This window comes from Vibrio sp. R78045, assembly GCF_042466085.1.
GTDB classification, from domain to species: domain Bacteria; phylum Pseudomonadota; class Gammaproteobacteria; order Enterobacterales; family Vibrionaceae; genus Vibrio; species Vibrio cyclitrophicus.
The window spans coordinates 274792-299951 of record NZ_JAXHBS010000013.1; the positions used below are offsets into that span (position 1 = coordinate 274792).

The window sequence follows — 25160 nt, forward strand, 5'->3', positions numbered from 1 at the left end:
CAATTATTTTCATCGGTATAACACCGTACTAAGCGAGCCAAAATAGTGGTTTAAAATGTTTAGCGAAACGAAAGATAAACCAATATTTGAGCTACGTTTAAGTGCCTTGTTAGCTTTTACTCTGATGCTACAACAACATTTTCTACTGGCTTGAATAAACACACAGCACCTCCATTAGTTAAGCTCACGTTATAGCGCATGTCACAGTTCACTGCTATAAACATAATTGGGAGTTGTTCGTTTCCAAATGAGTTGGGCAAAAATGCGATTTTTTGGCCCGTCTTACACTTTCCAACATTATCAGCCACCTTCCAGCTAACAGCCGTACACACTGTCTGCTGATCAATGTCAGTTGCGTGTACTTGTAATGGGCTAAATAAAGCAATTGATGCTAGGAAAAGATTGGTAATGACTTTCATATAAAAACTCCCTTTATTTTGAGATGTTCATTTATTAACTAGAATTACAGAATGGTTTTTAAAGCTGACGAATGACATGGATTCCCCCTACCGAGGATCTACTACACTTATTCAGTGCTCAATTACACCGGGTCAACTACAGAATCTGTCTTGAACGCTTTGTTATATTTTTATTGCTTGCCTATGATTGGATTAAACACTTCCCTGAGAGCTTTTTCTATAACTTCGACACCAAAATATGCTCTCGGATTTATATTAAATTCATGAAAACTATACCTTAATTCGACACCAGAAAGTAATTCAGGGCGACTTCTAAGTTTTAACGCATATGTACCCGACTCTTCGCTTCCATCTAAATGATTGATAATCCTATCACTCAAATTGTCACGCTTACCGAGGTATAACGGTATAAATTTCCCTTGCTTTAAACGGGAGATATGATTCTTCGCTCGACTCGGATAGTACCTAGAAACCCCTTTAGGAAGGTTTTTTGATCTAATTACTCCCCAACTATTACCAAAGTCTTCAAGATATTCATAATCTTTGAAGTTAAATTTAGCTTCAAAGTAATAAATCCCAGGATTTGATGGTAAAGACAGATCACTATTTGGGGCATTTAACGCTAAAGTTCGGCTCTGTTGTTTCAGTTTTCTTGCTAATGACCAAATAGATTTTGGATCTACTAAAGAATCCCGTATTTGTCCCAGCTTATCCAGATTTACATCAAAGTCGTTCATCATACACTCCGAAAATATAACGCCTCATTAAGTGGAAATTAATGGTTGGCTATAATCGCGTAGCGATGGCCAACTGTTAATTTTCCATTTAAATGACTTGTTATACATTTTCTATTTCCACGTTACTTTTCTTAATTCTTCAGCCATTAATTTCAGATCATTGTAATCATTAATAGTTAAGTAATCTCTAAGATCTTTATATCTGTAACCTTGAATGCCTCCGTGAGATGCTTTTTTAAAATCAGTTTCATAAGTACTGTTTTCAGGAAGGAGATAATATTTTAATCCAGAATGATCTTCGCCTAATTCAGACAATCCCTTTTGAAGACGTTCTTTTTGTTCATTTGTATGCCCTTTACTATGAATATCCAATGAGCCTGTATTAGAATCATAATCTGCAATTATTATCGTCTCGATTTCAGATATTGTTCTTACAGACTTGCTGTTATATAAACCGAAGTATTTAAACTTCTGACTGTGCCAATTAGTTGGACAATAGTATATTTTGTGTTTTTTGTTCCAAGTATATGAAAAACCAGTAGGTGCGAATAATAATTTATATTCTTCATTAGAAATCAAATCACTTCCAATACAGTAACCACTAAAATCATCAAGAAGTAAGCGCAGTTCCATATCATGTGTATTTTCTTCGTAAATACCTGCTAAATTCTCAATCAAATCATTAAACAATAAATTAATAAATTGAATTTTTAAGTTCGGATATGATTTTTTTAGCTCTCTATTTATTTTAATAACTTCATCTTCATCGAATTTTAGTGAACTTAAATGCCATAGTTGATTGTGGCTATTTGCATTAAACACTTCTCCATATTTAATTAACTTTCCGATCAATTCCTTACTATTCAATTTAGTTTCAATGACTATCTTTGATGGTTTTACTTCAATATGACCATCAATTATTCCTTTTCCCATACCAACCTGTTGTGTGAAAATAGGTTGAGGATAATAATCCTGCCGAATATTTCCTTCATTTGAACGCTCAATTATTGATTTGTAATAACTTACATTTAGGTCATTCAACCTAGAGAGCATCAATAAAACATTGTTCGTAACAGTATTTTCTTTTTGTGAGTATTTTTGAAATTGGCTTATTCTCATTTTCTTCTCATATTTACAATAAACTCATAAATTACAACTTTATGTATAACGAATGACATGGATTCCCCCTACCGAGGATCTGCCACACTTATGTGGTACTTAAATGCATCGGAGGCACCATGTCTGATTATTCTTATTCCTGCGGTATCGACCTAGCCAAAAACCACTTTAGTCTTCATGCCGTAGACCAAAATGGTAAGGTCATACTTCATAAGTCAGTAACCCGCTCTAAACTACTGACTACAATAACAAATATGCCACTCATGCGTATAGGCGTTGAAGCGTGTGGTGGTGCACATTATTGGGCAAGAACACTCAATAAACTGGGTCATGACGCCCGCATCATGGCCGTTAAATACGTGGTTCCTTATCGAACTAAAGGGAAGAACGACCTTAATGATGCAGTAGCTATCTGCGAAGCTGTTCAGCGACCATCCACTCGCTTTGTGCCCGTAAAATCACCAGAGCAACAAGCCATCCTATCGGTACATAGAATGAGAGAGCATTGGGTTCGTGAACGCACCGCGCTTATGAATCGCATGCGCGCCCTACTTTCTGAGTTCGGGTTGATCATTCCCGTTGGTCGCTCTTCGTTGATGAAACAGATTCCCTTAATGCTCGAAGATGCAGAAAATGAACTGCCACATCTCGCTAGAACGGTGATTGCCGATGCTTATCACCACCTTGGTGAATTAAATCAACGTATCGCCGATACTGAACAAGTCTTCGACTCTTTTGCTAAGGTCAGCGCTAATGTTCAACGAGTGATGAAAGTTCGAGGTATTGGGCCGCAAACCGCGACTGCGATACTTGCTTCGATAGGCAATGGTTCTCAATTTGATAAAAGCCGTGATTTCTCTGCTTGGCTAGGACTCGTACCAAAGCAATATTCCACCGGAGGAAAACCTCGCTTAGGCCGAATAACCAAACACGGTGATAAATACTTACGAACACTATTAGTTCATGGCGCAAGGACCGTGATTGCCAATCTTGGCGACAAGCAAGATAAGTTAAGTCAGTGGTGTCGAGGCGTTCTAGAACGAAGAGGAATGAACCGAGCAATAGTGGCACTGGCCGCGAAGAACGCACGAATTATATGGTCACTTTTACACAATCAAACAGAATATGAAAACTATGCTGCTTAAGTAAAAATCGAAGCAGCATAAAGAGTTAAACCCACCGGGTCATTGCAGACGCTAATGATGGAGATAGGTTAAGACCACTTGCGGAGAGCCTGTTAATGCGGCGGACACACTAGATGTCATCTAACGAATAAGGCACCGCAGTCGCGTAAAGTCATCAGGGCCACGACGTATGCGAATCGTCGATAAGTAGGCCGAATGTAGAGCGGCAGTCCAAAACCCATCAACATAAGTTTAGCGGATGTTTGACAACCGGGGGAATCCATGTAGCCTTGTTAAGGTGTGAGGCACACAATACCTGAGCCTCCGCATACCACCTTAACCACTAAAATCAACGCATAGTAAAAATGCCACACGTGCCGAATCACTCTTGAACAATTTGTTAGTTTGCATATAGCTTAGGTAAAAACCATTTAAAATTTGCGGATGCTTCAGAATCCCAAGGCCAAACACCAGAAGTATCCGGATAGATGAACTGAAGGACTTTGAAATTATTGCCTTTGTAAAGCCAGTTAGCCCAACCAAAGTATTCAGCGTAGTATTCTGGACTTACTTCTTTAAAAGTTATATCAAATCCTTCAAGGAAGTCTGAATAGTATTCATCTGGCTTAAATATCTCACCAGCTTTAACTCTATTGTTGTATTCGTTTGCAATCCAATGTGCTACTTCTTGATTTAAACCGGTGATTATTATCTCTGGTTGACTGCTTGTTTTCTCTATACCAATTGAATAAGAGAATCCTGGGTACTCATCCTCTTCCATTATATGGAGAATATGACATCCGCACTGTTCTATATCTTTAAGCGCTTTTTCTTCGTATTGATCCATAATCTACCTTTGTAAAACTAACGCCGCATTAAGCGGACTAAAATTGTGGGTTATACTGTGAAGCGAAGCGGAACGTAACCCACTGTTTTAGTTCCGTTTAAATGCCTTGTTAGAAATTCTTTACGCCATATAGTTACAGGCAGAACATCTCCAGTTCCCAAATTCACGAAAATCTTGTGGTAATGCACTCAAATAAATTGGTTTTGCTTTAGTCGTACAATTTGGACAAGTTGGTTTATCTGGGTCAACTTCGGCTGTGACACCAAAGTTTGAATTGCCCGACTCACAATTTGCTCGCCACTTTTGGATTGCGCCATTTAAAGCAGAATCCATACTCCAAGTTGGAGATTTGAAATCAACTTCATGAACAAAGGCGTTCATAACACCACGATCAAAAACTCCGCGAGATACACCTTTATGATGAAACATTATTAAAGGAATACCTTTAGAGTAAGCTAAAGCAGCTTCAATATGATTCCATTCTGTTGGAAGCATTAGTTCAGACTCAATCTCTGAATCTTTAACTTTTCCTTCAGAGATTAACAGTTGAGGATACCCTAGAATAATTGCGCCTTGGCACTCCTCCATTATTTCAATAACTTCATCCAAAGGAGCCTTACTTGGATAATCTGTACTACCAAGTGTGCGAGCTGTTAACCCCATATTTTTTATTGAAGTTAAAAAGACTTCCAAACCAGCATCAAACTCAGGGGAAACCCAAGTAGGTCTACTTACAAAAATGTGCACTATTACTCTCCTGAATTTCTAACAGCTATATTAGACAGAATAATTCTGTATTTTGTCCCTGAAACAATTCTGTCTAGTCATCTCAACAGTTCAGGCTCGGTCTAATAACCCATTTAATAACAGAACCTTACCTGATTACTGCTTTATCGAACATGACCAAAAGCAGAAATTTTCCATATAGTTCCAGTAAAATGCAGAAAACACCTCAATGTGTGAGTTAATCGTTACCTTCTTCGGTGATTTACTGGCCAAATCCTAGGCAGTTTTGACCTAAGTCTTTGGGTTAGTTGATGATTGAACCACAGTTCAGGCAATGAATTGTCACGGACTGGGGAGCTGTACACTCAAACAAAAACGCCGACATGATTGTCGGCGTCTACGCTATTGGTATGGATGAATGTGAGGTAGTAACTACTTCGCCATGGTACTCAAAAACTCGGCTTCGAATTCTTCATCGGCTTCTCGGGTTAGGCATTCCACCAGCCAGTTGATACTTTCATGATCTAGGTTACTGTTAACCACGAACGCTTGTTTCACACCAAACTCACCAAGCTTGGCTGAACCGTAGTTCTTGAACGATTTATTGCCGTGATAATGGAGTGATTTCACCGCTTCTGCGTTGGGTTCAGGTAATTCGTCCAGTGTGTTGGCAAGCTGAATCACCAACTCCATAGGATTCTTAGATGACGAGATACGATACAAAAATCCGCCCTCGACTTTCTGTCTAACCCAGTAATCAAAGCTGCTGCAATCCATCACCTTATCACTGACCAGTGCCGCTTCGCTGCGATAAGCACATGCTTCTAACATCACAGGTGTGTGTTTAAATTCTGGCTGTCCTGAATTGGAATCGGTGTTAGGTAAAATCAGGTCACACGGCTTGCTGTCTTTGGCCGTGGTGCCGTTCCAGTGAATCGGCATAAACACCTGCTCTTTACGCATCTCTTGGGTTAATACCAAGCGCGCTTGAGACTCACCTTGAGCGCTTTTCACTTTAACAACCTGGTTGGTTTGGTTTGTGCCCGTTTCCAATCCAAATCTCTTGGCGGTTTCAGGGTGAACAGCAATGAACGGCTCGGGTGTGTGGTCTCCAAGTGATGAGGCAAGCCCTGTTCTACTCATTGTATGCCATTGATCGCGCACTCGTCCGCTGTTCATAATAAGCGGATAGTCTGGTGACGACGTCGTTAATGGTAAAGCATGTTCAACCGCAACGAACTGGGCTTTTCCGGACTTAGTGAAAAATTCGCCATCAGTGAACATTCGTTTATTTACGATATCTTGCTGTAATTCTAGTACGGGCCATTGCTGGGGTTTTAGCTCGCTATAACCTTTATCGTCCAATTTGGTTAGACCAATTAAACACAGGTCTCGCGTTTTACCGTTAGTATTATCAAGCCCCGTCATTTGACAGTACTCTTCAAATATCTGCCCTTCATGACGATAATCAAAGGCATGTTGATGACCCATTTTCTGCGCCACTTCTTTAATCATCCACCAATCAGGTTTAGCTTCACCCGGGCTTGGCAATATGCGGCGCTGCCTTGATATACGGCGCTCGGAGTTGGTCACGGTACCCGATTTTTCACTCCAACCTTGCGCAGGTAACACAACATCGGCCAAGCGTGTGGTTTCAGTATCGGCGATGCAATCTGACACCACCACAAATGGACAGTTTTCTAGCGCTGCTTTCACTCTCGCACTGTCTGGAAGGCTCACCACAGGGTTGGTCGCCATGATCCACACCGCTTTGATCTTGCCTTCAAGCATGTCGTCAAACAACTCGACTGCTTTCAAGCCGGGTTGGGTTGCTAAGTTATCGGTTTGCCAAAAATCACTCACCGTTTGGTGTGATTTCTCATCCCCAAACTCAAAGTGCGCCGCTAGCGTATTCGCTAAACCACCAACTTCGCGACCGCCCATTGCGTTGGGCTGCCCTGTCACAGAGAAAGGCCCCATACCTGCTTGTCCGATTTTTCCGGTGGCTAAATGACAGTTGAGAATAGCGTTCACTTTGTCACAACCTTGGCTCGACTGATTCACGCCCTGAGAATAAATGGTGACGACTTTTTGTTTAGAAGCGAACGCGCGATAGAAGCGCTCAACCTCTTGTTCCGCTAACCCGGTCAGTTGGCTGACGCTTTGCTCTGAATTGATGCTTGAATCAGCGTGGTAAACATACTTCTTTGCTGACTTGATCGCTTGTTGGAAGCCTTCTGTATGTTTGCTTATATAGCCTTCATCAAGTGCATCATTATCCGCTAAGTATGAAAGTAACCCGTTAAACAAGGCCACGTCAGAGCCCGATTCAATCGCTAAATGTTGATCTGCTATTTCACATGTGTCGGTATAACGAGGATCTATGACGATCACTTGCAGTTTGGGATTCGCTTGCTTAGCTGCTCTTAACCTTTGAAAAAGAACCGGATGACACCATGCTAAGTTTGAGCCAGTAATCACGACCAAGTCGGTTTGCTCTAAATCTTCATAACAAATAGGAACCGTGTCGCTACCAAATGCACGTTTATGTCCAACAACGCTCGATGCCATGCAAAGCCTTGAGTTACTGTCAATGTTTCCGCTACCAATAAAGCCTTTCATCAGCTTATTAGCAACGTAATAGTCTTCTGTTAACAGTTGGCCAGAGACATAGAACGCAACTGAATCAGGACCAAACTCTTCAATGGTTTGGTTAAACCTATCAGCGACCAATTGAGTGGCGTCATCCCATACGAGTTCGTGTTTTTGTTGATTCTTAATATGAGTAGGCTGAGTAAGACGACCTAGAGGTGTTACGGTTTCACCTAGAGCAATACCTTTAGTACATAACTTTCCATAATTCGACGGGTGTTCTTTGTCACCACGTACTTCAAGCTTACCTAATGCAGTGGGCCTCGCTTCTATTCCGCATCCAACACCACAATAGGCACATGTCGATTTTATCCAGCCACTGTTTGAATCACTCATCCGTTTCTCGCTCAATTATCCAAAATTGCATTTATTTAACTAAAGCAAATAGCACGCCATTAAATCCAAGAATCAAACAAATAAGAAAAACCGATATAAAACAATAATTTAGCGGAATAAAAACAATAATAAACCAGTTACTAAGAACTGGTTGATATCAAAAACTTATTTTTTGCACCATCTTGCGGAAAGTTGCACCACAAACGTTCATTTTCATAAATTTAACAAAAAAATTACATACCACTTTAGGGGTAATTGCGTTCTACCTATAATTTTTAATTTATTGAAAAATATAAATTTTATTTTATTTATTTTGCTAAATCACAATTTGGCACCCTCCTTGCTCTACTAAAAACCAAGAGTTAGAAAAACAATTTTTGTTTTCTTGATAATGATGAATTGAGTGGAATCTCAACCCGGTATTCATTTGTTAACCATTAGAAGTTAAACGCTATAAACGTTAACGCTATAAACAATGAAGCCGAGAATAAGGAATGGATTATGAGCAAGAAGAAGATCGTCGTCGTTGGTAACGGTATGGTTGGACACAAATTTATCGACAACATTTTACAATCAGAAAGTGATGATTTTGATGTAATTACTTTCAGCGAAGAACCTAGGTTAGCCTATGACCGAGTCCAGCTTACAGCTTACTTCAAACGTGGAAATGCCGAAGATTTGGCATTGACCAGCGAAGAGTATTACCAAAGCAATGGCGTCAACTACCTATTGAACGCAAAAGTCGCTCAACTAGACACTGACAATAAGTGCGTTGTGACAGAGTCGGGACATACCGAGAGTTATGACACATTAATTCTAGCGACGGGTTCATTTCCTTTTGTTCCTCCTATTCCCGGTAACGACCAAGAACATTGCCACGTTTATCGCACCATCGAAGACTTAGACGCTATTGAATTATCAAGCAAAAGCAGTAAATCGGGCGTGGTTATTGGTGGTGGCCTGCTTGGCTTAGAAGCCGCAAATGCAGTTAAAAACCTTGGTTTGGAAACCCATGTGGTGGAGTTCGCTCCTCGCCTGATGGCCGTACAGTTGGATGACGGTGGCGGTGCGCTTTTACGCCGTAAAATTGAAGACCTTGGTGTTCAGGTTCACACTGAGAAGGCAACCTCTGAGATAGTCGCGGGTGAGACTTCTCGCTACCGTATGAACTTCGCAGACGGCACCCATCTTGAAACCGATATGATTGTGTTTTCTGCGGGTATTCGTCCTCAAGATGCCCTAGCTCGTAGCTCTGATATTGCCATTGGTGAACGTGGCGGCATCGTGATTAACGATCATTGCCAAACCAACATTGACAATGTGTATGCGATTGGTGAATGTGCACTTTGGGACAACAAGATCTTCGGCTTAGTGGCTCCTGGCTATTCAATGGCGAAAGTCGCAGCAGCGCATATCATCTCTGATGGCGCGAGCGACGCTTCGTTTACTGGTGCCGACATGAGCACTAAGCTCAAACTGCTTGGTGTTGATGTCGCAAGTATAGGTGAAGTACACGGCCAAACAGAAGGTGCTCAATCGTATACTTATAACGACGAAATCGAGCAAGTTTACAAACGCCTTATCATCTCAGCTGATGGTAAAAAGATTGTTGGTGCAGTATTGGTGGGCGACGCAGAGGCTTACGGGTCACTACTGCAAATCAAACAAAATGATATGCCTCTTCCTGAAAACCCATCCGTGCTTATTCTGCCAAACCTCGCGGACGATTCTGGTTCAGCAATGGGTGTTGAAGCCCTGCCTGACAGCGCAGTGATTTGTTCGTGTTTTGATGTGACCAAAGGCGATATCAAAGACGCAGTATCTGCTGGATGCACCACCATGGCAGCATTAAAAGAAACAACCAATGCTTCAACAGGTTGTGGTGGTTGTTCTGCGCTTGCTAAACAAGTTTTAGACAGTGAACTAAGCAACCTTGGTGTGGAAGTCTCAAACGATATTTGTGAGCACTTTGCCTATTCTCGACAAGAACTTACCGACATTATCCGCGTCAACAAAATTAAGACATTCGATGAGCTATTGGATTCTCATGGCAATGGATTAGGCTGTACAGTTTGTAAGCCTGCAGTCGGTTCAATTTTGGCTTCTTACTGGAACGATTACATCCTAGAAGATCAGCATATTGAACTGCAAGACACCAACGATATCTACCTAGGCAACATGCAAAAAGACGGCACTTATTCAGTTGTGCCACGTATTGCAGGCGGTGAAATCACACCTGACAAATTGATCGTGCTTGGCGAAGTCGCGAAAGAGTTCGACCTTTACACCAAAATCACCGGTGGTCAGCGTGTCGATTTGTTTGGTGCGCAGCTTAACGAACTGCCTATCATTTGGAAAAAGCTGATTGATGCAGGTTTCGAAACAGGCCACGCCTACGGTAAGTCGGTTCGTACTGTTAAGTCGTGTGTGGGCAGCACTTGGTGCCGATACGGTATCGACGACAGCGTAGGCTTAGCGATTCGATTAGAGAACCGCTACAAAGGGCTACGCTCGCCACATAAAACCAAGTTTGCAGTTTCTGGCTGTACTCGTGAATGTGCAGAAGCGCAGTCGAAAGACTTCGGCATTATCGCGACCGACAAAGGTTGGAACCTCTACATCTGTGGTAACGGTGGTATGCGCCCTCGCCATGGTGACCTTTTTGCTACCGACCTTGATGAAACCACCCTTCTGCAATACATAGACCGCATTCTAATGTTCTACACACGTACTGCAGATCGCCTGCAACGCACATCAGTATGGATGGAAAACCTTGAAGGCGGCATTGAATACCTCAAACAAGTCGTGATTGAAGACAAGCTCAATGTTGTTGAAGAACTTGAAGCCGACATCGCGCTCAACATCGAGAAATACCAGTGTGAATGGAAAACCACCATCGAAAACCCTGAAAAGATGAAGCGCTTCCAGCACTACATCAACAGCGAAGAGATGGACACTAGCCTTTCATTCATCAAAGAACGAGAGCAGCGCTTTCCTAAACCAAACATTAGAAACATTAGCGCGTCTTTAGATTCGCAACGCGATGAAAAGCTAACCAAGGCTGACCAAATCGAAGTGACTGAAGTTTCATAAATATCAGTTTCATCAGCTTTATAAACAACAGTAGTCGTACCCCCAAAAAACAGTTGAGTAAGGTAAAGCATCTAACATAAAACGCTAGGAAGTGACTGGCATGCTCAGCAAGTCGCTCCCGCCGCTCAGCTATAAAGACAAGAAAGACGACTCAAATGACAAAGATTACAGCAGCTCGGAAACGAACTGCTTAGAAACGAAAAAATTAGAGAAATGATTAAAGACTCAATTTTAGACTAGGAGAAAGTCATGGAAAATTGGACAACCGTATGCAACACCAAGGACTTAACCCCAAACGGTGGTATTTGCGCCAAAGTAGACGATAACCAAGTGGCTATTTTTTACTGCAAACGCAGTGACACACTGTATGGGCTATCTAACTACGACCCTATCGGCAAAGCGAATGTGATGTCTCGTGGTATCATTGGCTCATTAAGCGGTGAACCGTATGTCGCGTCGCCCTTATACAAGCAGCATTACCACTTAGAAACTGGAGCATGTCTTGAACAACCAGAACTCAAGCTCATGAAATTTGAAGTTCGCAAGCAAGGTGAACATGTACAAGTTCTCGCACCGCTTGCTATCGCCAGTTAATAAACAGCCGACATCATCCTCAAAACGCTTTAAGGCGTGAGTAATTTCGGCATAAAGGTTTAGCACATTTAAGCGTTCGAATTTCGGAAGTAACGCACGTGCTCAAGCCAGGTAATTTTCCAGATTTAAAGGATTTAAACCATGGATAACACAAAATTTTCGCTGCTTTCATTTACGGGTAAGATGAAAACCTTACACCTAAGTTGGATGGCCTTTTTTATCACCTTTGTTGTATGGTTCAACTTTGCTCCCCTACTGCAAATGGTGAAAACCACGCTTGGTCTTTCTACTGAAGAGATCAAAACACTTCTGATCCTCAACGTTGCATTGACTATTCCAGCGCGTGTCGCGATTGGTATGTTAACCGATAGGTATGGCCCAAGGTTGGTCTACTCTTCACTACTGGCTGTCTGTTCAATTCCTTGTTTTATGTTTGCGATGGCAGACTCTTTCATTCAAGCGGCGATTGCACGTTTCCTATTAGGTTTCATTGGCGCAGGCTTCGTTGTTGGTATTCGCCTTGTGTCTGAGTGGTTCCCACACAATGAACTGGGTACAGCAGAAGGTATTTACGGCGGTTGGGGTAACTTCGGTTCAGCAGCGGCAGCATTCACACTTCCCACATTAGCTCTAGCGTTTGGTGGTGAAGATGGCTGGCGTTATGCAGTCGGTATTACTGGCGCAATGAGCTTAGCGTTCTCGTTTATCTTCTACAAAAACGTAACAGACACACCAAAAGGCTCAACATACTTCAAACCGGCTCAAGTAACAGCGATGGAAGTAACATCAAAGGGTGACTTTTTCTTCTTACTTATTATGAAGATCCCGATGTATGCCGCTCTTGCTCTACTAACATGGAAACTATCGCCAACCAACATTAACATGCTTTCTGATATGGCGGTTAACTCGGTTTACGTGGGTTTAGCCGCACTTTACGTATATGAAGTTTCACAAGTTTGGAAAGTGAACAAAAACGTATTTAAAGAAGAAGTACCAGAAATTCACCAGTACAAATTTAAGCAAGTAGCGGTACTGAACGTATTATATTTCGCGACATTTGGTTCTGAGCTGGCTGTTGTTTCTATGTTGCCACTGTTCTTCTCTGAAACCTTTGAATTAACACCCGTTCTTGCAGGTATGGTTGCATCGGCTTATGCCTTTATGAACCTAATGTCTCGCCCAGGTGGTGGTTGGATTTCAGATAAATTCGGTCGTAAACCAACCCTGCTTATTCTAACGATTGGTCTTGCTGTAGGTTACTTCGCAATGGGTCAAGTAGACAGTACATGGCCTGTATGGCTAGCGGTTGTCGCAGCAATGGCGTGTTCTTTCTTCGTTCAAGCGGGTGAAGGTGCGGTATTTGCGACAGTTCCTCTAATCAAACGACGCATGACAGGTCAGATTGCAGGTATGACTGGTGCTTACGGTAACGTTGGTGCGGTAGTTTACCTAACAGTATTGTCTTTCGTGAGCTACCAAACGTTTTTCTTAGTGATTGCTGCAACAGCGGTACTTGGCTTTGTGACTCTATTGTTCATGGAAGAACCTAACGGTCAAATTGCTGAAGTTAACGACGATGGCAGTGTCACGCTTATCAATGTTTCGAGTTAGTCTGAGCACTAACGGTTAACGTAGATATTATCAAATCGGGAGGAGCACCTTAGCTGACATATTTATGCTTGAATCTTTAATGCTTAAATGTACTAACGCTTAAGTTTATTCAAGTTTCGATATATCAATGCTGGGTGCTTCGTTCAAAGGCTCTACGTTCACTAGGGCTTTTGTTCTTCCTAGGGGGTTCTGTCAAGGAAGCGGGAAGAAGAGCAGTTAAGAGAAGAACAGTTATGACAATTTCATTCAGCCAAGGGCAAGTCATCACACCGGAATCGAACAACCAACTAACGCTCAAGTTTGGTGGCTATTCGAATAAAGGCGTACGTGATGAAAACCAAGATGCAATCATTGTAAAACACCCCAAAACTCGCGCAGAGCAAGAGTTAAAAGGCAGTGTTGCTTGTATAGCGGATGGTGCAAGTTGCAGTGAATACGGTCAAAAAGCCAGCCATACCAGCGTGATGCAATTCATTGATGACTATTACTCAACCCCGCAGAGCTGGAGTATTCAGCGTTCAGCTCAAAAAGTCCTAACCTCGCTCAACTCTTGGCTTTTTAACACTTCAGTCTCAAATATCCACTCCACTCAACAAGTTAACCATAATGCGCTCGTTTCCACTTTTAGCAGTGTGATCCTAAAATCAAACACCGCCCATATATTCCATGTCGGCGACAGTCGTATTTATCTATTGAGAGATGGCGAATTACGTCAGCTTACTCGCGATCATACCCGCAAGAATATGGGACAGAAACACTACCTAACACGAGCTTTAGGTATGGATAACCAACTCAACGTTGATTACCAAACACTACCGATTAAAAAAAATGACTGCTTCATCCTTACATCAGATGGCGTGCATGAGTTTGTTTCCCCTAACACCTTCAAGGAACACATCGACAAACCCGGAGCGGATTTCGAATATGCAGCACAAACCATCTGTAACACCGCTTTAAGCCACAATAGCTCTGATAACGTGAGCTGCTTGATTGTGCAAGTCAGTCATCTACCTAAGCCTTCGCTCATTGAGTTCCATGAAAAGCTCGCTAAACGAGCCATCCCACCCGCTTTAAAGCTCGGGCAAAGCATCGACAACTATATGGTACTCGAAGTCCTATATGCAGGTTCAAGAAGCCATGTATACCGTGTCATGCACAAAGAGACACAAACCGAATTCGTCCTCAAGGTACCTTCGGTTCAGTATCACGACAGCCCAGCACAACTGAGCGCGTTTTTTAACGAGCAATGGGCAGGAATCCTACTGAACAACAAGAAAGTAATGAAGGTCTACCCGACGCCAGAACACTCGCAATTCCTATATCAAATTTGTGAATGGGTAGAAGGCATCACGCTGAGACAGTGGATGTACGACAATCCAAAACCTTCACTCAAACAAGTGCGCGATATACTCGATAAGATCACACAAGGTATCCGAGTGCTACAACGTGCAGATATGGTGCACAGAGACTTAAAACCTGAAAACATCATGATTCAACGTGATGGCGAGATTAAAATAATTGATCTTGGGGCTGTGTTGGTAAGAGGTATTGAAGAAGGAAGTAAATCAGAGCAAGACTCGGTACCATTGGGCGCTGTTAATTACATTGCACCGGAAACCATAAAGCACAATACCGCAACCACAAGTTCGGATCTATTCTCTATTGCAGTCATCGGGTATGAAATGCTCACAGGCGAACTGCCCTACTCTGAGATGTCTGCACAATCGCTCAAGCAATCTCGTCATCATCAATGGGAATACCAATCGCTGACACAAAAGCGTACTGACATACCAGCTTGGGTTGATTTGGTTTTACAAAAAGCGTGTGCCGAATCGCCAAGCGAACGCCATCAAGTGTTAGGGGACTTTGTGGCCGACCTTTACACACCTAACCAAAGCTTGGTAAAAAGCAAAGCCAAGCAACCTTTGATAAACCGAAACCCGATCCAGTTTTGGAAAGTTTTAGCCTTGTTGCTCGGCATTATTGCGATAGTAGAACTAGGTTTGTTGTTAAACCCAAGCTAGATACGTTTACGAATTAGCCTCGCCTAACTAAGCTTCTTGGCACTAATTCAATACCCGCTTGATAACGTTTAGCAGAAGCGTTCAAAGCCAGAGCAAAAGCACTATCCGCAATTACTTCAAACTGCTGCGGAAGTGAATGGACCTTAAAAGGCAAGAAATCGAGCAGTCGGTTATCACCAAAGGTCGCCAACTTCACTTGATTAACCAGTTCTGGCTTTTCGACCATTACATCAAGTACACCCTCTAACAAGGTGTATGACATGGTGACAATCGCATCGGGCACTGCGTCTTTTGCAATCCAACCTTCAAAAATTTCACGCCCAGATTCTCGGTCAAAGTGCTCGCCGTAACCCACAACGATAGGTTTGTTTTCTGACAGCCCGACTTGTTGACCATACGCTTTGTTTGCCGCTTCGAAACCCAACTGACGTTCACGTGAGATGTTCAGATCTGGCAATGCACCTATCAAACCAACACTCTCAATACTGTCATCAAGAATAGAATGCGTCAGCTCAAACGCAGCTTCAAAATCTTCACTGATCACACAAGCAAAATGCTCATCATCTAATGGACGATCAATCGCGATTACGGGGGTGCCTGAGTTTTGCAGCTTCAAGTAAAACTCATTAGCGTCTGGCATAGAGCTCGCCACCAGCAAGGCATCAATACGACGACTCACCAAAGCGTCAGCGACTTTACGTTCGGTTTCAGCATCATCATCTGAACAGCCGATCAGGATTTGATAGCCCACTTTACGTGAGTTCTGCTCTATCAATTTTGCTAAACGCGCGTAACTGCTGTTTTCAAGATCAGGAATAATCAAACCAAATGAACGACTATTACCAGCACGCAGCGACGAAGCAGCATGATCTGGACGGTAGTTGTACTCATCAACGACTGCCATCACTTTCTGCTGAGTCTTTTCGCTGATTCTGTATTTCTGCGCCTTGCCGTTGATCACATAGCTAGCAGTGGTTTTCGACACACCAGCTAGTTTGGCAATTTCATCAAGTGTCATATGGGTGACCTGTATTTTGTGCGTAGGATCATATAACCAATATTCTGATCCTTGGATTAGTTGAATTATATGCTGAATCGATTCAGTATAAAAGCTGAAAGGATTCAGCAAAATCTGAAAAGTGACTTCAATCATCCTTTTGAATGAATTGAGAGCCATTTGTCGTTAATAAGCTTTTCATTATTTACGAATCGCAACCGAAGCAAATTAACGACACGCAGCAAACTATTTTGAAAACCAAAATCGGCTTTGCTGAATTTTTTTACACTAAATGCTGAACCGATTCAGCCAGGGTAAAACAAAGAGCAAGCAAAGAGTAAAGTTCACTAATTCTTGCTCTAAACTGAATCGTAGCGAAACACAAATTCTCAAGCGATACGCTAAAGAGGCACCATGCTTAAATTATCAAAATCTGACATTACTCTAGGCCAAACTGCCGAAGACAAATTCAAAGCAATCCAAAACATTGCTGGCGACTTAACGGCGAAAGGCTTAGTTGAATCTGGCTACGTTGAAGGAATGCTGAACCGTGAAAACCAGAACTCTACGTTCCTAGGTAACGGCATCGCGATTCCTCACGGAACCACTGATACTCGTGGCCTAGTAAAAGAGACAGGCGTTGCGGTACACCACTTCCCTGAAGGTATTGATTGGGCAGATGGCAACCGTGTTTACGTTGCGATTGGTATTGCGGCTAAATCTGACGAGCACTTAGGCATTCTTAAGCAACTGACCAAAGTTCTCGCTGCAGACGGTGTCGAAGAGAAGTTAAAGCAAGCGAAATCAGAAGACGAAATCATCGCTCTACTGAACGGTGAAGTTCAACTTGAAGCCGATCTAGACGCTTCTTTAGTGCAGCTACTGTTCCCTGCAAGCGACATGATTCAAATGTCTGCAGTAGCGGGCGGCCTACTTAAGAATACAGGTTGTACGGACAACGCATTCGTTGCTGACCTCGTAACAAAAACACCGACTCACCTAGGCCAAGGCCTTTGGTTGTTGGGCAGCGACAAAGGCGTAACTCGCACTGGCGTATCGTTCGTTTCAACGGCTAACCATTGTGAGTACGAAGGCACACCCGTTAAAGCATTGGTAGCGTTCGCCGCTTGTAACAGCGCTCACCAATCTATTTTAGCGAACCTAAGCAAAATGATTTTCGAAGGTAAACAGCAACAACTGTTGACTGCTGACATAGCACAAGTCATTGGCCTTCTAAGAGATGAAGCGGTTTCTACAGCGTCTCAAGACGATGACAACTGCGCGGTATTTAAAATCAAAAATGCTCACGGCTTACACGCTCGTCCGGGTGCAATGCTAGTCGCTGAAGCGAAGAAATTCGAGTCAACCATTCGCGTTTCAAACCTAGATGGTGACGGAAAAGAAGTGAATGCGAAGAGCTTGATGAAAGTGATCGCTCTTGGCGTTAAACACGGCCATCAGCTTCAGTTTGTTGCTGAAGGTGAAGATGCAGCACAAGCTCTTGAATCGATTGGCAAAGCTATCGCTTCAGGCCTTGGTGAAGGTTAAGGAATCGATATGTCTGATAAACAAATCAAAGCCGTTACCGTTACGCTAAACCCTGCTCTAGACCTGACTGGCGCTATCGACGCACTTAACGTGGGTTCAGTCAGCCTAGTGAACAAAGGCTCTCTACATGCAGCAGGCAAAGGTGTAAACGTAGCAAAAGTACTTTCAGAGCTTGGCGCGAAGGTTACCGTAACTGGTTTCCTTGGTCGTAATAACGAAGAAGCATTCTGCCAACTGTTCGAACAGATGGGCGCAACTGACCGTTTCATCCGTGTTGATGGCGCGACTCGCATCAACGTGAAATTGGTAGAAAACTCAGGCCAAGTAAGCGACATCAACTTCCCAGGTGTTCCTGTTGATGCTGACGCTATCAAAGCGTTTGAAGAAACCTTGTTAGAGCTTGCTGAAACACACGATTACTTCGTGATTGCAGGCAGCTTGCCACAAGGCGTATCACCAGAGCTTTGCGCTTCTTGGGTACAACGCTTGCGTGACCTAGGTAAAAAGGTGCTGTTCGACAGCAGCCGTGACGCACTTAAAGCCGGTATCAATGCACAGCCTTGGTTGATTAAGCCAAATGATGAAGAGCTGTCTCAGCTTTTCAATGCAGAACTAACCACACGCGACCAATGCCAACACGCAGGCCAAGCCCTCAGTGAAAAAGGCATCGAGAACATCGTGGTGTCACTTGGCGCTGAAGGCGTGATGTGGCTAAACCAAGGTGAATGGCTACATGCTCAACCGCCGCGCATGCAAGTGGTAAGCACGGTTGGCGCAGGCGACACATTAGTCGCTGGCCTATGTTGGGGTCACATGCAACAGATGCCAAAACCAGAACTTATTAAATTCGCAACCGCCTTATCTGCTCTAGCAGTTTCACAGGTAGGCGTGGGCATTACCAGCCAACAAGAGCTGGATTCAGTACTACAAAATATCCAATTACAGTCGCTTAGTGCTCCAACTAACCAGTTAGACACAAGCAAATAGGACAAAAGGTTTATTATGAATATTACCATTATCACGGCTTGCCCTAGTGGCGTAGCAAACAGCATCATCGCAGCAGGCTTGTTAGAGCAAGCAACAAAAGCACTGGGTTGGAACGCCGCTATTGAATGTCAATCAAGCGTGCTACCTGACTCAACCGTATCACAAGACACTATCGACAGCAGCGACGTTGTGGTTATCGCAGCTAACACAAACGTTGATAAAGAACGTTTTGTTGGTAAAAAAGTGTACCAAGCGGCTATCTCTGAATGCACTGCAGATGCAAAAGCATTTCTAGAGAAAGCGGTAGCAGAAGCAACAGTACTAGACGCTTCTCAAGTTGAGACTACAGTGGAAGTGACTGGTACATCAGTAAACTCTTCTACAACGGCAAGCACAGGCAGCAAAAAGATCGTAGCGATTACGGCTTGCCCGACTGGCGTTGCACACACCTTTATGGCAGCTGAAGCGCTTGAAGCAGAAGGTAAACGCCTAGGTCACCAAATTAAAGTGGAAACTCGCGGCTCTGTAGGTGCGAAGAACCAACTGACAGACCAAGAAATCGCAGATGCTGACCTTGTTATCATCGCGGCAGACATCGATGTTCCTTTGGATCGTTTTAACGGCAAAGCGCTATACAAAACGACAACGGGTCCTGCGCTTAAGAAAACAAAGCAAGAGATGGAAAAAGCGTTCGCAGAAGCTAAACCATACCAACACACTGCTTCTTCAAATTCAGCACCTGCTGACGAGAAGAAAGGCGTGTACAAGCACCTAATGACAGGTGTATCGCACATGCTTCCTGTAGTTGTTGCGGGTGGTTTGATCATAGCTCTGTCTTTCGTATTCGGTATCGAAGCGTTTAAAGAAGAAGGCACACTAGCAGCAGCATTGATGACTATCGGTGGTGGTTCTGCATTCGCTCTAATGATTCCTGTTCTTGCTGGTTTCATTGCATTCTCAATTGCTGACCGTCCGGGTCTGGCTCCAGGTCTAATCGGCGGTATGCTGGCTAGCTCAACGGGCGCAGGTTTCCTAGGTGGTATCGCAGCAGGTTTCATTGCCGGTTACGCAGCGAAATTCATTGCCGACAAGGTTCAACTTCCACAATCCATGGAAGCCCTCAAGCCAATCCTGATCATTCCGTTTATCGCGAGTTTGTTCACTGGTTTGGTGATGGTTTACATCGTGGGTGGCCCTGTTTCTGGCGTGATGAGCGCAATGACGACTTTCCTAAACAACATGGGAACGTCTAATGCGATTCTTCTGGGTGTGATTCTAGGCGCAATGATGTGTTTCGACCTTGGTGGCCCTGTAAACAAAGCGGCGTACACATTCGGTGTTGGTCTACTAGCTTCGCAAACTTACGCACCAATGGCGGCTATCATGGCAGCAGGTATGGTTCCAGCTCTAGGTATGGGCCTTGCGACTTTCCTAGTGAAAGACAAGTTTGAAGCAGGCGAGCGTGAAGCAGGTAAAGCATCATTCGTTCTTGGCCTATGTTTCATCTCTGAAGGTGCAATCCCATTCGCAGCGAAAGATCCAATGCGTGTTATCCCAGCTTGTATGGCAGGTGGTGCACTAACTGGCGCACTATCAATGATGTTTGGCGCACAGCTAATGGCTCCACACGGTGGCTTGTTCGTACTACTGATTCCTGGTGCTATCTCTCCAGTGCTTATGTACCTAGTGGCGATTGCAGCAGGTACGGCAGTAACAGGCTTCGGTTACGCCGCTCTTAAAAAGATGAGCAGCGATAAAGTGACAGCAGAGGCTTAATCCCCCTACTCTGTTTAACGGCTAAACCCGATGGACGGAGGCTCTTGATTAAACAGTCCCTTGGTAAAACTGTTCCTTGGTAAAACAAAGGCTCCCATTTGAGGAGCCTTTTTAGTTTGTGAATTGTTCCGTTCAGAAAGAGGTAATAACAACACTTGTATGTTTGATTAACTAGTCAGCGTTTCTTCAAAGACACCCAGTTCACGACCAAGCCATGTCGCTCTTACTGTGTGATCCAAAGTTTCTTCACCACCTGTTACTGGGTGAATTAGAACCGACATATCACCGCGCTCTTGCTCCAACCACTCAACAATACCAGACTCTTTGTTCGCAAAGTGAATCTCAAACATTGGCATCTTATGTGGGCCAACCAAACGCTGTATTAATGGGAAAGTCTCTAACACATCCCTACGTTCTGATAGAATTTTCTGACGCAGTGTTTCTGCCTGCTCTGCAAATCGCAGAGGGAAATAAATATGTGCGTGGTACATGACACCATCCTTTAGAATTATGATGCCGCAAGTTTATACCTAAACCGCCTTTAATAGCTAAATCTAAATAAGTGGACTTACTATGGAAAAATCCGTAGGAACAAAAAACTAGAGTTTGAGTTAACGTTGTTCGCTAAAACAAACTCTAGAAATACTAGTGACGACTATCGTTTAAAAATTACTACGGGCGTAACGTTAAAACTCGATCAATATCTTCAGCTGAATGGCGCTCTGGAACTTGCTCCCACTCTTCGCCAAATGAGCGATTCACCACTCGACCTCGTTGGAAACCTTCACGCGCTTCAAGTTGCTTTGCCCAACGAACGACATTGATGTAAGACTCAACTTGTAGGAACTCAGCTGCATCATACAGTTTGCCTAGTACAAGGTTGCCATACCAAGGCCAAATCGCGATATCAGCGATGCTAAGCTCCTCACCCGCAACAAATGTGTTATTTGCTAACTGTTTGTCTAACACGTCTAGTTGACGCTTAGCTTCCATCGCAAAACGGTTAATTGGGTACTCTTGCTTTTCATCAGCGTAAGCGTAGAAGTGACCAAAGCCACCACCTAAGAATGGCGCTGAACCTTGTGCCCAAAACAACCAGTTAATGGTTTGTGTTCTTGCTGCCCCTTCTTTTGGTAAGAAGTGACCGAATTTTTCAGCTAAGTGCATCAAGATAGATGCCGATTCGAAAACATTAACATCTTCATCACCAGACTTGTCGACAAGTGCTGGTATTTTCGAGTTTGGATTCACGCCAACAAAACCAGAAGAGAATTGATCAGAGTCACCAATGTTGATCAAGTAAGCATCATATTCAGCCTCTTTTACACCTGCTGCCAATAGCTCTTCAAGCATGATAGTGACTTTTTGACCGTTAGGTGTGCCAAGAGAATACAATTGTAAAGCATGTTCACCAACAGCGAGCTCTTTATCAAACCGAGCTCCAGATTCAGGGCTATTGATGTTTGCCCACTTGTTACCACCAGCGGTATCGTTAACCCAAACTTTTGGCGGTGTGTATTGTTCTGACATGATATTTCCTTATTAATATAGGGTCTCACAATCTGATATTAGGTCACATACCCTTGGTTAAAACCCCTGAATACGATTTATTTTCAAACTGTTAAGCATGGCTTATTCCAGAAAGGCATAACCCGCTTTAAAAATTGGCTTGTGTAAAAGATAAGTACCTATTCAAACTTCAATCTAAATAGAGATTAATCCGTAGTACTATTTGGAATCGACATTTACAGACGACATGCCTACAGGTTTAAGAAAGCTGTGATAAAATTGGTGGATTACAATTGATAAGGATTTGGCAATGTCTTCTGATTACACAGGCTCGAGTGCAGCGTACGCTCGCCAAGAGAAAGGCTACCGCGAAAAAGCACTAAAACTGTACCCATGGGTTTGTGGTAAATGTGCACGTGAATTTGTTTACTCAAACTTGAGAGAGCTTACCGTTCACCACGTGGATCACGACCATACAAACAACCCTGAAGATGGCAGTAACTGGGAGCTATTGTGTCTATACTGTCACGATCATGAGCACTCAAAATACACTGACCATGAACGCTATGGTGTGGATGCAAAAGCAAGTTTAGATGATCATCAGTCAGCAACACATAATCCGTTTGCTGATCTCGCTAAGATGATGAAGAAGTAGCACAACTTTAAAGCTGTAGAAACTAAAAAGAATAACAATAAACCCCAGTATGTCAGCATACTGGGGTTTCTTCTATCTGCCTTTAAATTGATAGCTAGACAGGATCAAAAAAGCCTTCCGAGGAAGGCTTTTTAAGAATCAAATCGAATTATGCTGTCGCTTGTTTGCGGGACTCTTCAACCTGCTTGGCGCGTTTTTTCAACGTTAACTTATCGCGGTATGCAAACCAAACGTAAGTAACAACCACTAAGAAAAACAGGTATGACAACGAGAAAATGAACGGTGATTGAATGATATCGTTCGAGATACCCCAAGAAACACCGATAACCGTCACTGCAATTTTCGCGAAGAAGCCACACATTAATAGCATCAAAGCCAACTGTGGGAAGCGTGTGCTGCGGAATGCAAGCCAGTAACAACTACCCACCGCTAACGCAGCGATATAGAAGCCGAATAAGAAAGAGTGAATATGGTCAGCTGCCGCTAAACCACCAGAAATTGACATCAATAGAATTAAAAACAGTTTCATAATACTCGCCTCACCATAAGTTGGAAACGCATCCTTTCAAATTTGGAATCTTTGTTTGCGTACTATTTTCCCACTTTTTACAGACAACACAACCCCTCAAATCGAACAAAATGTAAGCAAAGGTGCTAACAAAAACCAGCCGTAACAACTGGTTAACATTTTGTTTTTAATAGAACTCCGTTACTCCTTGTCTCGTATGGATAAAGCTCCATTTTGATTTATTTTGTTACACAAAATTAACCTTAGAAAAAATTTTAAATAATTCGTAACTCTGTGATATCCGCACGGAATACGCGTCTATTTAGAGAGCATCATCGAAAAACGCCTAAAACAATAAGACAACAGCGCTAAAAAGAACAAAACAGAAAGGTGTTCAAAACAATTTAAAAACCAATAAAAAACAACTCATTAACAAACCGAATTTAATTGACCAAAAATGGAAAAAGAGATTCCAATCACATTTTTATTGGTTATAATCCGCGCTCTTTTGCGCTATCTGTTGATAAACGCAAACTAATTTTGAAGAAACAATCACAATAACCCGTCTTTAGTTAAGTGGCTCTCACCTAACTGATGACAGAACTGAGAATAAAAATGAGCAAGATTGATAAAGCATCACGTATCCTGCTAGCAGGCTTCTGTATCAACCTTTGTCTTGGCATCCTGTATGCTTGGAGTGTATTTAACAAAGCGCTAGTGACAGAAGCTGGTTGGAGTGCTGCTGAAGCATCTTCACCTTACGCTATTGCAACTATCACATTCTCAGTTTGTCTTCTTGTTGCAGGCATCCTACAAGACCGCATGGGTCCACGTAAGATCCTTATTCTGGGTACAGCACTTACTGGCCTAGGTATGATTGCTTCTGGTTTCGCTACTACACCTATGATGCTGAATATGACATTTGGCGTGATGACAGGTGCTGGTATCGGCTTTGGTTACGCATGTCTTTCTCCATCAGCAATGAAGTGGTTCCACTCATCTAAGAAAGGTATGGTTAATGGTTTAATCGCAGCAGGCTTCGGTCTTGCCGCTATTTACCTGGCACCATTAACTTCTGCGCTAATCGATAGCATGGGTATCCAAACAAGCTTTATGATTCTTGGTGTTGGTGTACTTGCAATTGCAGTACCTCTAGCAGCAACAATCAACAACCCACCAGCGGATTACACGCCAGCTGAGCCTAAAGTAAAAGAAGGCCAAGCACCTAGAGCGGTTAAGAAGACTGAAGACCTGACTTGGAAAGTAATGCTGAAGACTCCTCAGTTCTACTCTCTATGGATCATGTACGCATTTGCTGCTTCTGTTGGTCTTATGATCATCGGTAACATCACTACGATTGCTAGCGTTCAAGCGAACCTACCAAACGCAGTTTACTTAGCGTCTATCCTTGCTGTATTTAACTCAGGCGGCCGTGTTGCTGCGGGTATGCTTGCAGATAAAATCGGTGGCGTACGTACTCTACTTCTAGCGTTCATCCTTCAAGGCGCGAACATGGCTCTATTCGCTACGTTCAACTCTGAATTCACGCTAATCATTGGTACGGCTATCGCAGCTGTTGGTTACGGTACGCTTCTAGCAGTATTCCCAACACTAACTGCTGAATTCTACGGCCTGAAAAACTACGGTACTAACTACGGCGTGCTTTACACGGCATGGGGTATCGGCGGTGCTATTGGCGCAGCGGTTGTTGGTTACTCAATGACAAATGGCGAAGGTTACGGCCTAGCTTACACAATCTCTGCAGCTATGATGGCAGTGTGTATTGTGCTAGCAATCATCACGAAGCCTATCTCAGAAGCTAAAGTTTCTGAACTAAAAGCATCTCAAGCTTAATCGTCAGAAAAGATTGAATTTGTTACAGAAGAGCTTAACCTTAA

The 25160-nt window shown here is 43.1% G+C and carries 20 protein-coding genes; 10 read left to right on the plus strand and 10 right to left on the minus strand.

The annotated features are described in order from the left end of the window. Nucleotides 1-116: 116 nt before the first annotated feature. The 3 genes from SJY39_RS11750 to SJY39_RS11760 form a co-directional block, all read right to left on the minus strand. Nucleotides 117-419 carry a hypothetical protein gene (locus tag SJY39_RS11750; protein WP_010429037.1) on the minus strand — a complete coding sequence of 101 codons (303 nt, stop codon included), beginning with the start codon at nucleotides 417-419 and terminating at the stop codon, nucleotides 117-119. 170 nt (nucleotides 420-589) lie between these two features. Next, nucleotides 590-1156 carry a hypothetical protein gene (locus SJY39_RS11755; protein WP_010429033.1) on the minus strand — a complete coding sequence of 189 codons (567 nt, stop codon included), beginning with the start codon at nucleotides 1154-1156 and terminating at the stop codon, nucleotides 590-592. Between the two features lie 111 nt (nucleotides 1157-1267). Beyond that, on the minus strand, nucleotides 1268-2275 hold the full coding sequence (locus SJY39_RS11760; RefSeq protein WP_016792432.1) for a hypothetical protein: 1008 nt from the start codon (nucleotides 2273-2275) through the stop codon (nucleotides 1268-1270). 119 nt (nucleotides 2276-2394) lie between these two features. Between SJY39_RS11760 and SJY39_RS11765 the strand changes: the two genes are divergently transcribed. Then, a complete protein-coding gene (locus tag SJY39_RS11765) occupies nucleotides 2395-3420 on the plus strand; it encodes an IS110 family transposase (RefSeq protein ID WP_016793631.1) in 1026 nt (341 codons plus the stop codon). Between the two features lie 379 nt (nucleotides 3421-3799). Here the strand turns inward: SJY39_RS11765 and SJY39_RS11770 are convergent, their stop codons facing one another. The 3 genes from SJY39_RS11770 to SJY39_RS11780 form a co-directional block, all read right to left on the minus strand. After that, nucleotides 3800-4246, minus strand: coding sequence for a DUF4262 domain-containing protein (locus tag SJY39_RS11770; RefSeq protein ID WP_016788902.1), 447 nt, complete (start codon nucleotides 4244-4246; stop codon nucleotides 3800-3802). Nucleotides 4247-4366: 120 nt separating this feature from the next. After that, complete coding sequence (locus tag SJY39_RS11775) at nucleotides 4367-4993, minus strand: hypothetical protein (protein WP_241805178.1); 627 nt, start codon at nucleotides 4991-4993, stop codon at nucleotides 4367-4369. 411 nt (nucleotides 4994-5404) lie between these two features. Further along, a complete protein-coding gene (locus SJY39_RS11780; protein WP_010429002.1) occupies nucleotides 5405-7960 on the minus strand; it encodes a molybdopterin oxidoreductase family protein in 2556 nt (851 codons plus the stop codon). 501 nt (nucleotides 7961-8461) lie between these two features. Here SJY39_RS11780 and nirB point away from each other — a divergent pair. The 4 genes from nirB to SJY39_RS11800 all read left to right on the plus strand — a co-directional run bounded on the left by nirB (nucleotide 8462) and on the right by SJY39_RS11800 (nucleotide 15282). Beyond that, nucleotides 8462-11053, plus strand: coding sequence for a nitrite reductase large subunit NirB (nirB, locus tag SJY39_RS11785; RefSeq protein WP_016793629.1), 2592 nt, complete (start codon nucleotides 8462-8464; stop codon nucleotides 11051-11053). 249 nt (nucleotides 11054-11302) lie between these two features. Then, entirely contained in the window at nucleotides 11303-11647 is a 345-nt protein-coding gene (gene nirD, locus SJY39_RS11790; RefSeq protein ID WP_010428996.1) for a nitrite reductase small subunit NirD, read from the plus strand. Nucleotides 11648-11788: 141 nt separating this feature from the next. Next, a complete protein-coding gene (locus SJY39_RS11795) occupies nucleotides 11789-13258 on the plus strand; it encodes a NarK family nitrate/nitrite MFS transporter (RefSeq protein ID WP_010428993.1) in 1470 nt (489 codons plus the stop codon). A gap of 233 nt (nucleotides 13259-13491) precedes the next feature. Beyond that, the gene (locus SJY39_RS11800; protein ID WP_016793628.1) at nucleotides 13492-15282 is read left to right on the plus strand and encodes a bifunctional protein-serine/threonine kinase/phosphatase; all 1791 of its coding nucleotides are present in this window, start codon (nucleotides 13492-13494) and stop codon (nucleotides 15280-15282) included. Nucleotides 15283-15295: 13 nt separating this feature from the next. On the opposite strand, the gene cra is transcribed toward SJY39_RS11800, so the two are convergent. After that, nucleotides 15296-16300, minus strand: a complete 1005-nt coding sequence (cra, locus tag SJY39_RS11805) for a catabolite repressor/activator (RefSeq protein WP_016769191.1) — start codon at nucleotides 16298-16300, stop codon at nucleotides 15296-15298. 393 nt (nucleotides 16301-16693) lie between these two features. On the opposite strand from cra, the gene fruB reads away from it, so the two are divergent. The 3 genes from fruB to fruA are packed head-to-tail and all read left to right on the plus strand — an operon-like array spanning nucleotide 16694 to nucleotide 20590. Continuing rightward, entirely contained in the window at nucleotides 16694-17827 is a 1134-nt protein-coding gene (gene fruB, locus SJY39_RS11810) for a fused PTS fructose transporter subunit IIA/HPr protein (protein WP_016769190.1), read from the plus strand. A 9-nt stretch (nucleotides 17828-17836) separates the two neighbouring features. Next, nucleotides 17837-18814 (plus strand): 1-phosphofructokinase, encoded by a 978-nt coding sequence (pfkB, locus tag SJY39_RS11815; RefSeq protein ID WP_016769189.1) that lies wholly within the window; start codon nucleotides 17837-17839, stop codon nucleotides 18812-18814. A 15-nt stretch (nucleotides 18815-18829) separates the two neighbouring features. Beyond that, a complete protein-coding gene (fruA, locus tag SJY39_RS11820) occupies nucleotides 18830-20590 on the plus strand; it encodes a PTS fructose transporter subunit IIBC (protein ID WP_016793627.1) in 1761 nt (586 codons plus the stop codon). 167 nt (nucleotides 20591-20757) lie between these two features. On the opposite strand, the gene SJY39_RS11825 is transcribed toward fruA, so the two are convergent. Beyond that, nucleotides 20758-21081 carry a DOPA 4,5-dioxygenase family protein gene (locus tag SJY39_RS11825; protein WP_016793626.1) on the minus strand — a complete coding sequence of 108 codons (324 nt, stop codon included), beginning with the start codon at nucleotides 21079-21081 and terminating at the stop codon, nucleotides 20758-20760. Between the two features lie 181 nt (nucleotides 21082-21262). Next, nucleotides 21263-22120: a glutathione-dependent disulfide-bond oxidoreductase gene (gene yghU, locus SJY39_RS11830; RefSeq protein WP_016785129.1), complete on the minus strand. Its 858-nt coding sequence runs from the start codon at nucleotides 22118-22120 to the stop codon at nucleotides 21263-21265. Nucleotides 22121-22409: 289 nt separating this feature from the next. On the opposite strand from yghU, the gene SJY39_RS11835 reads away from it, so the two are divergent. Continuing rightward, nucleotides 22410-22754: a YajD family HNH nuclease gene (locus SJY39_RS11835; protein ID WP_010428973.1), complete on the plus strand. Its 345-nt coding sequence runs from the start codon at nucleotides 22410-22412 to the stop codon at nucleotides 22752-22754. A 148-nt stretch (nucleotides 22755-22902) separates the two neighbouring features. Here the strand turns inward: SJY39_RS11835 and SJY39_RS11840 are convergent, their stop codons facing one another. Beyond that, nucleotides 22903-23283: a hypothetical protein gene (locus SJY39_RS11840; RefSeq protein ID WP_016785128.1), complete on the minus strand. Its 381-nt coding sequence runs from the start codon at nucleotides 23281-23283 to the stop codon at nucleotides 22903-22905. A 594-nt stretch (nucleotides 23284-23877) separates the two neighbouring features. Here SJY39_RS11840 and SJY39_RS11845 point away from each other — a divergent pair. Continuing rightward, entirely contained in the window at nucleotides 23878-25116 is a 1239-nt protein-coding gene (locus tag SJY39_RS11845) for an OFA family MFS transporter (RefSeq protein ID WP_010428970.1), read from the plus strand. Nucleotides 25117-25160 lie beyond the last annotated feature (44 nt).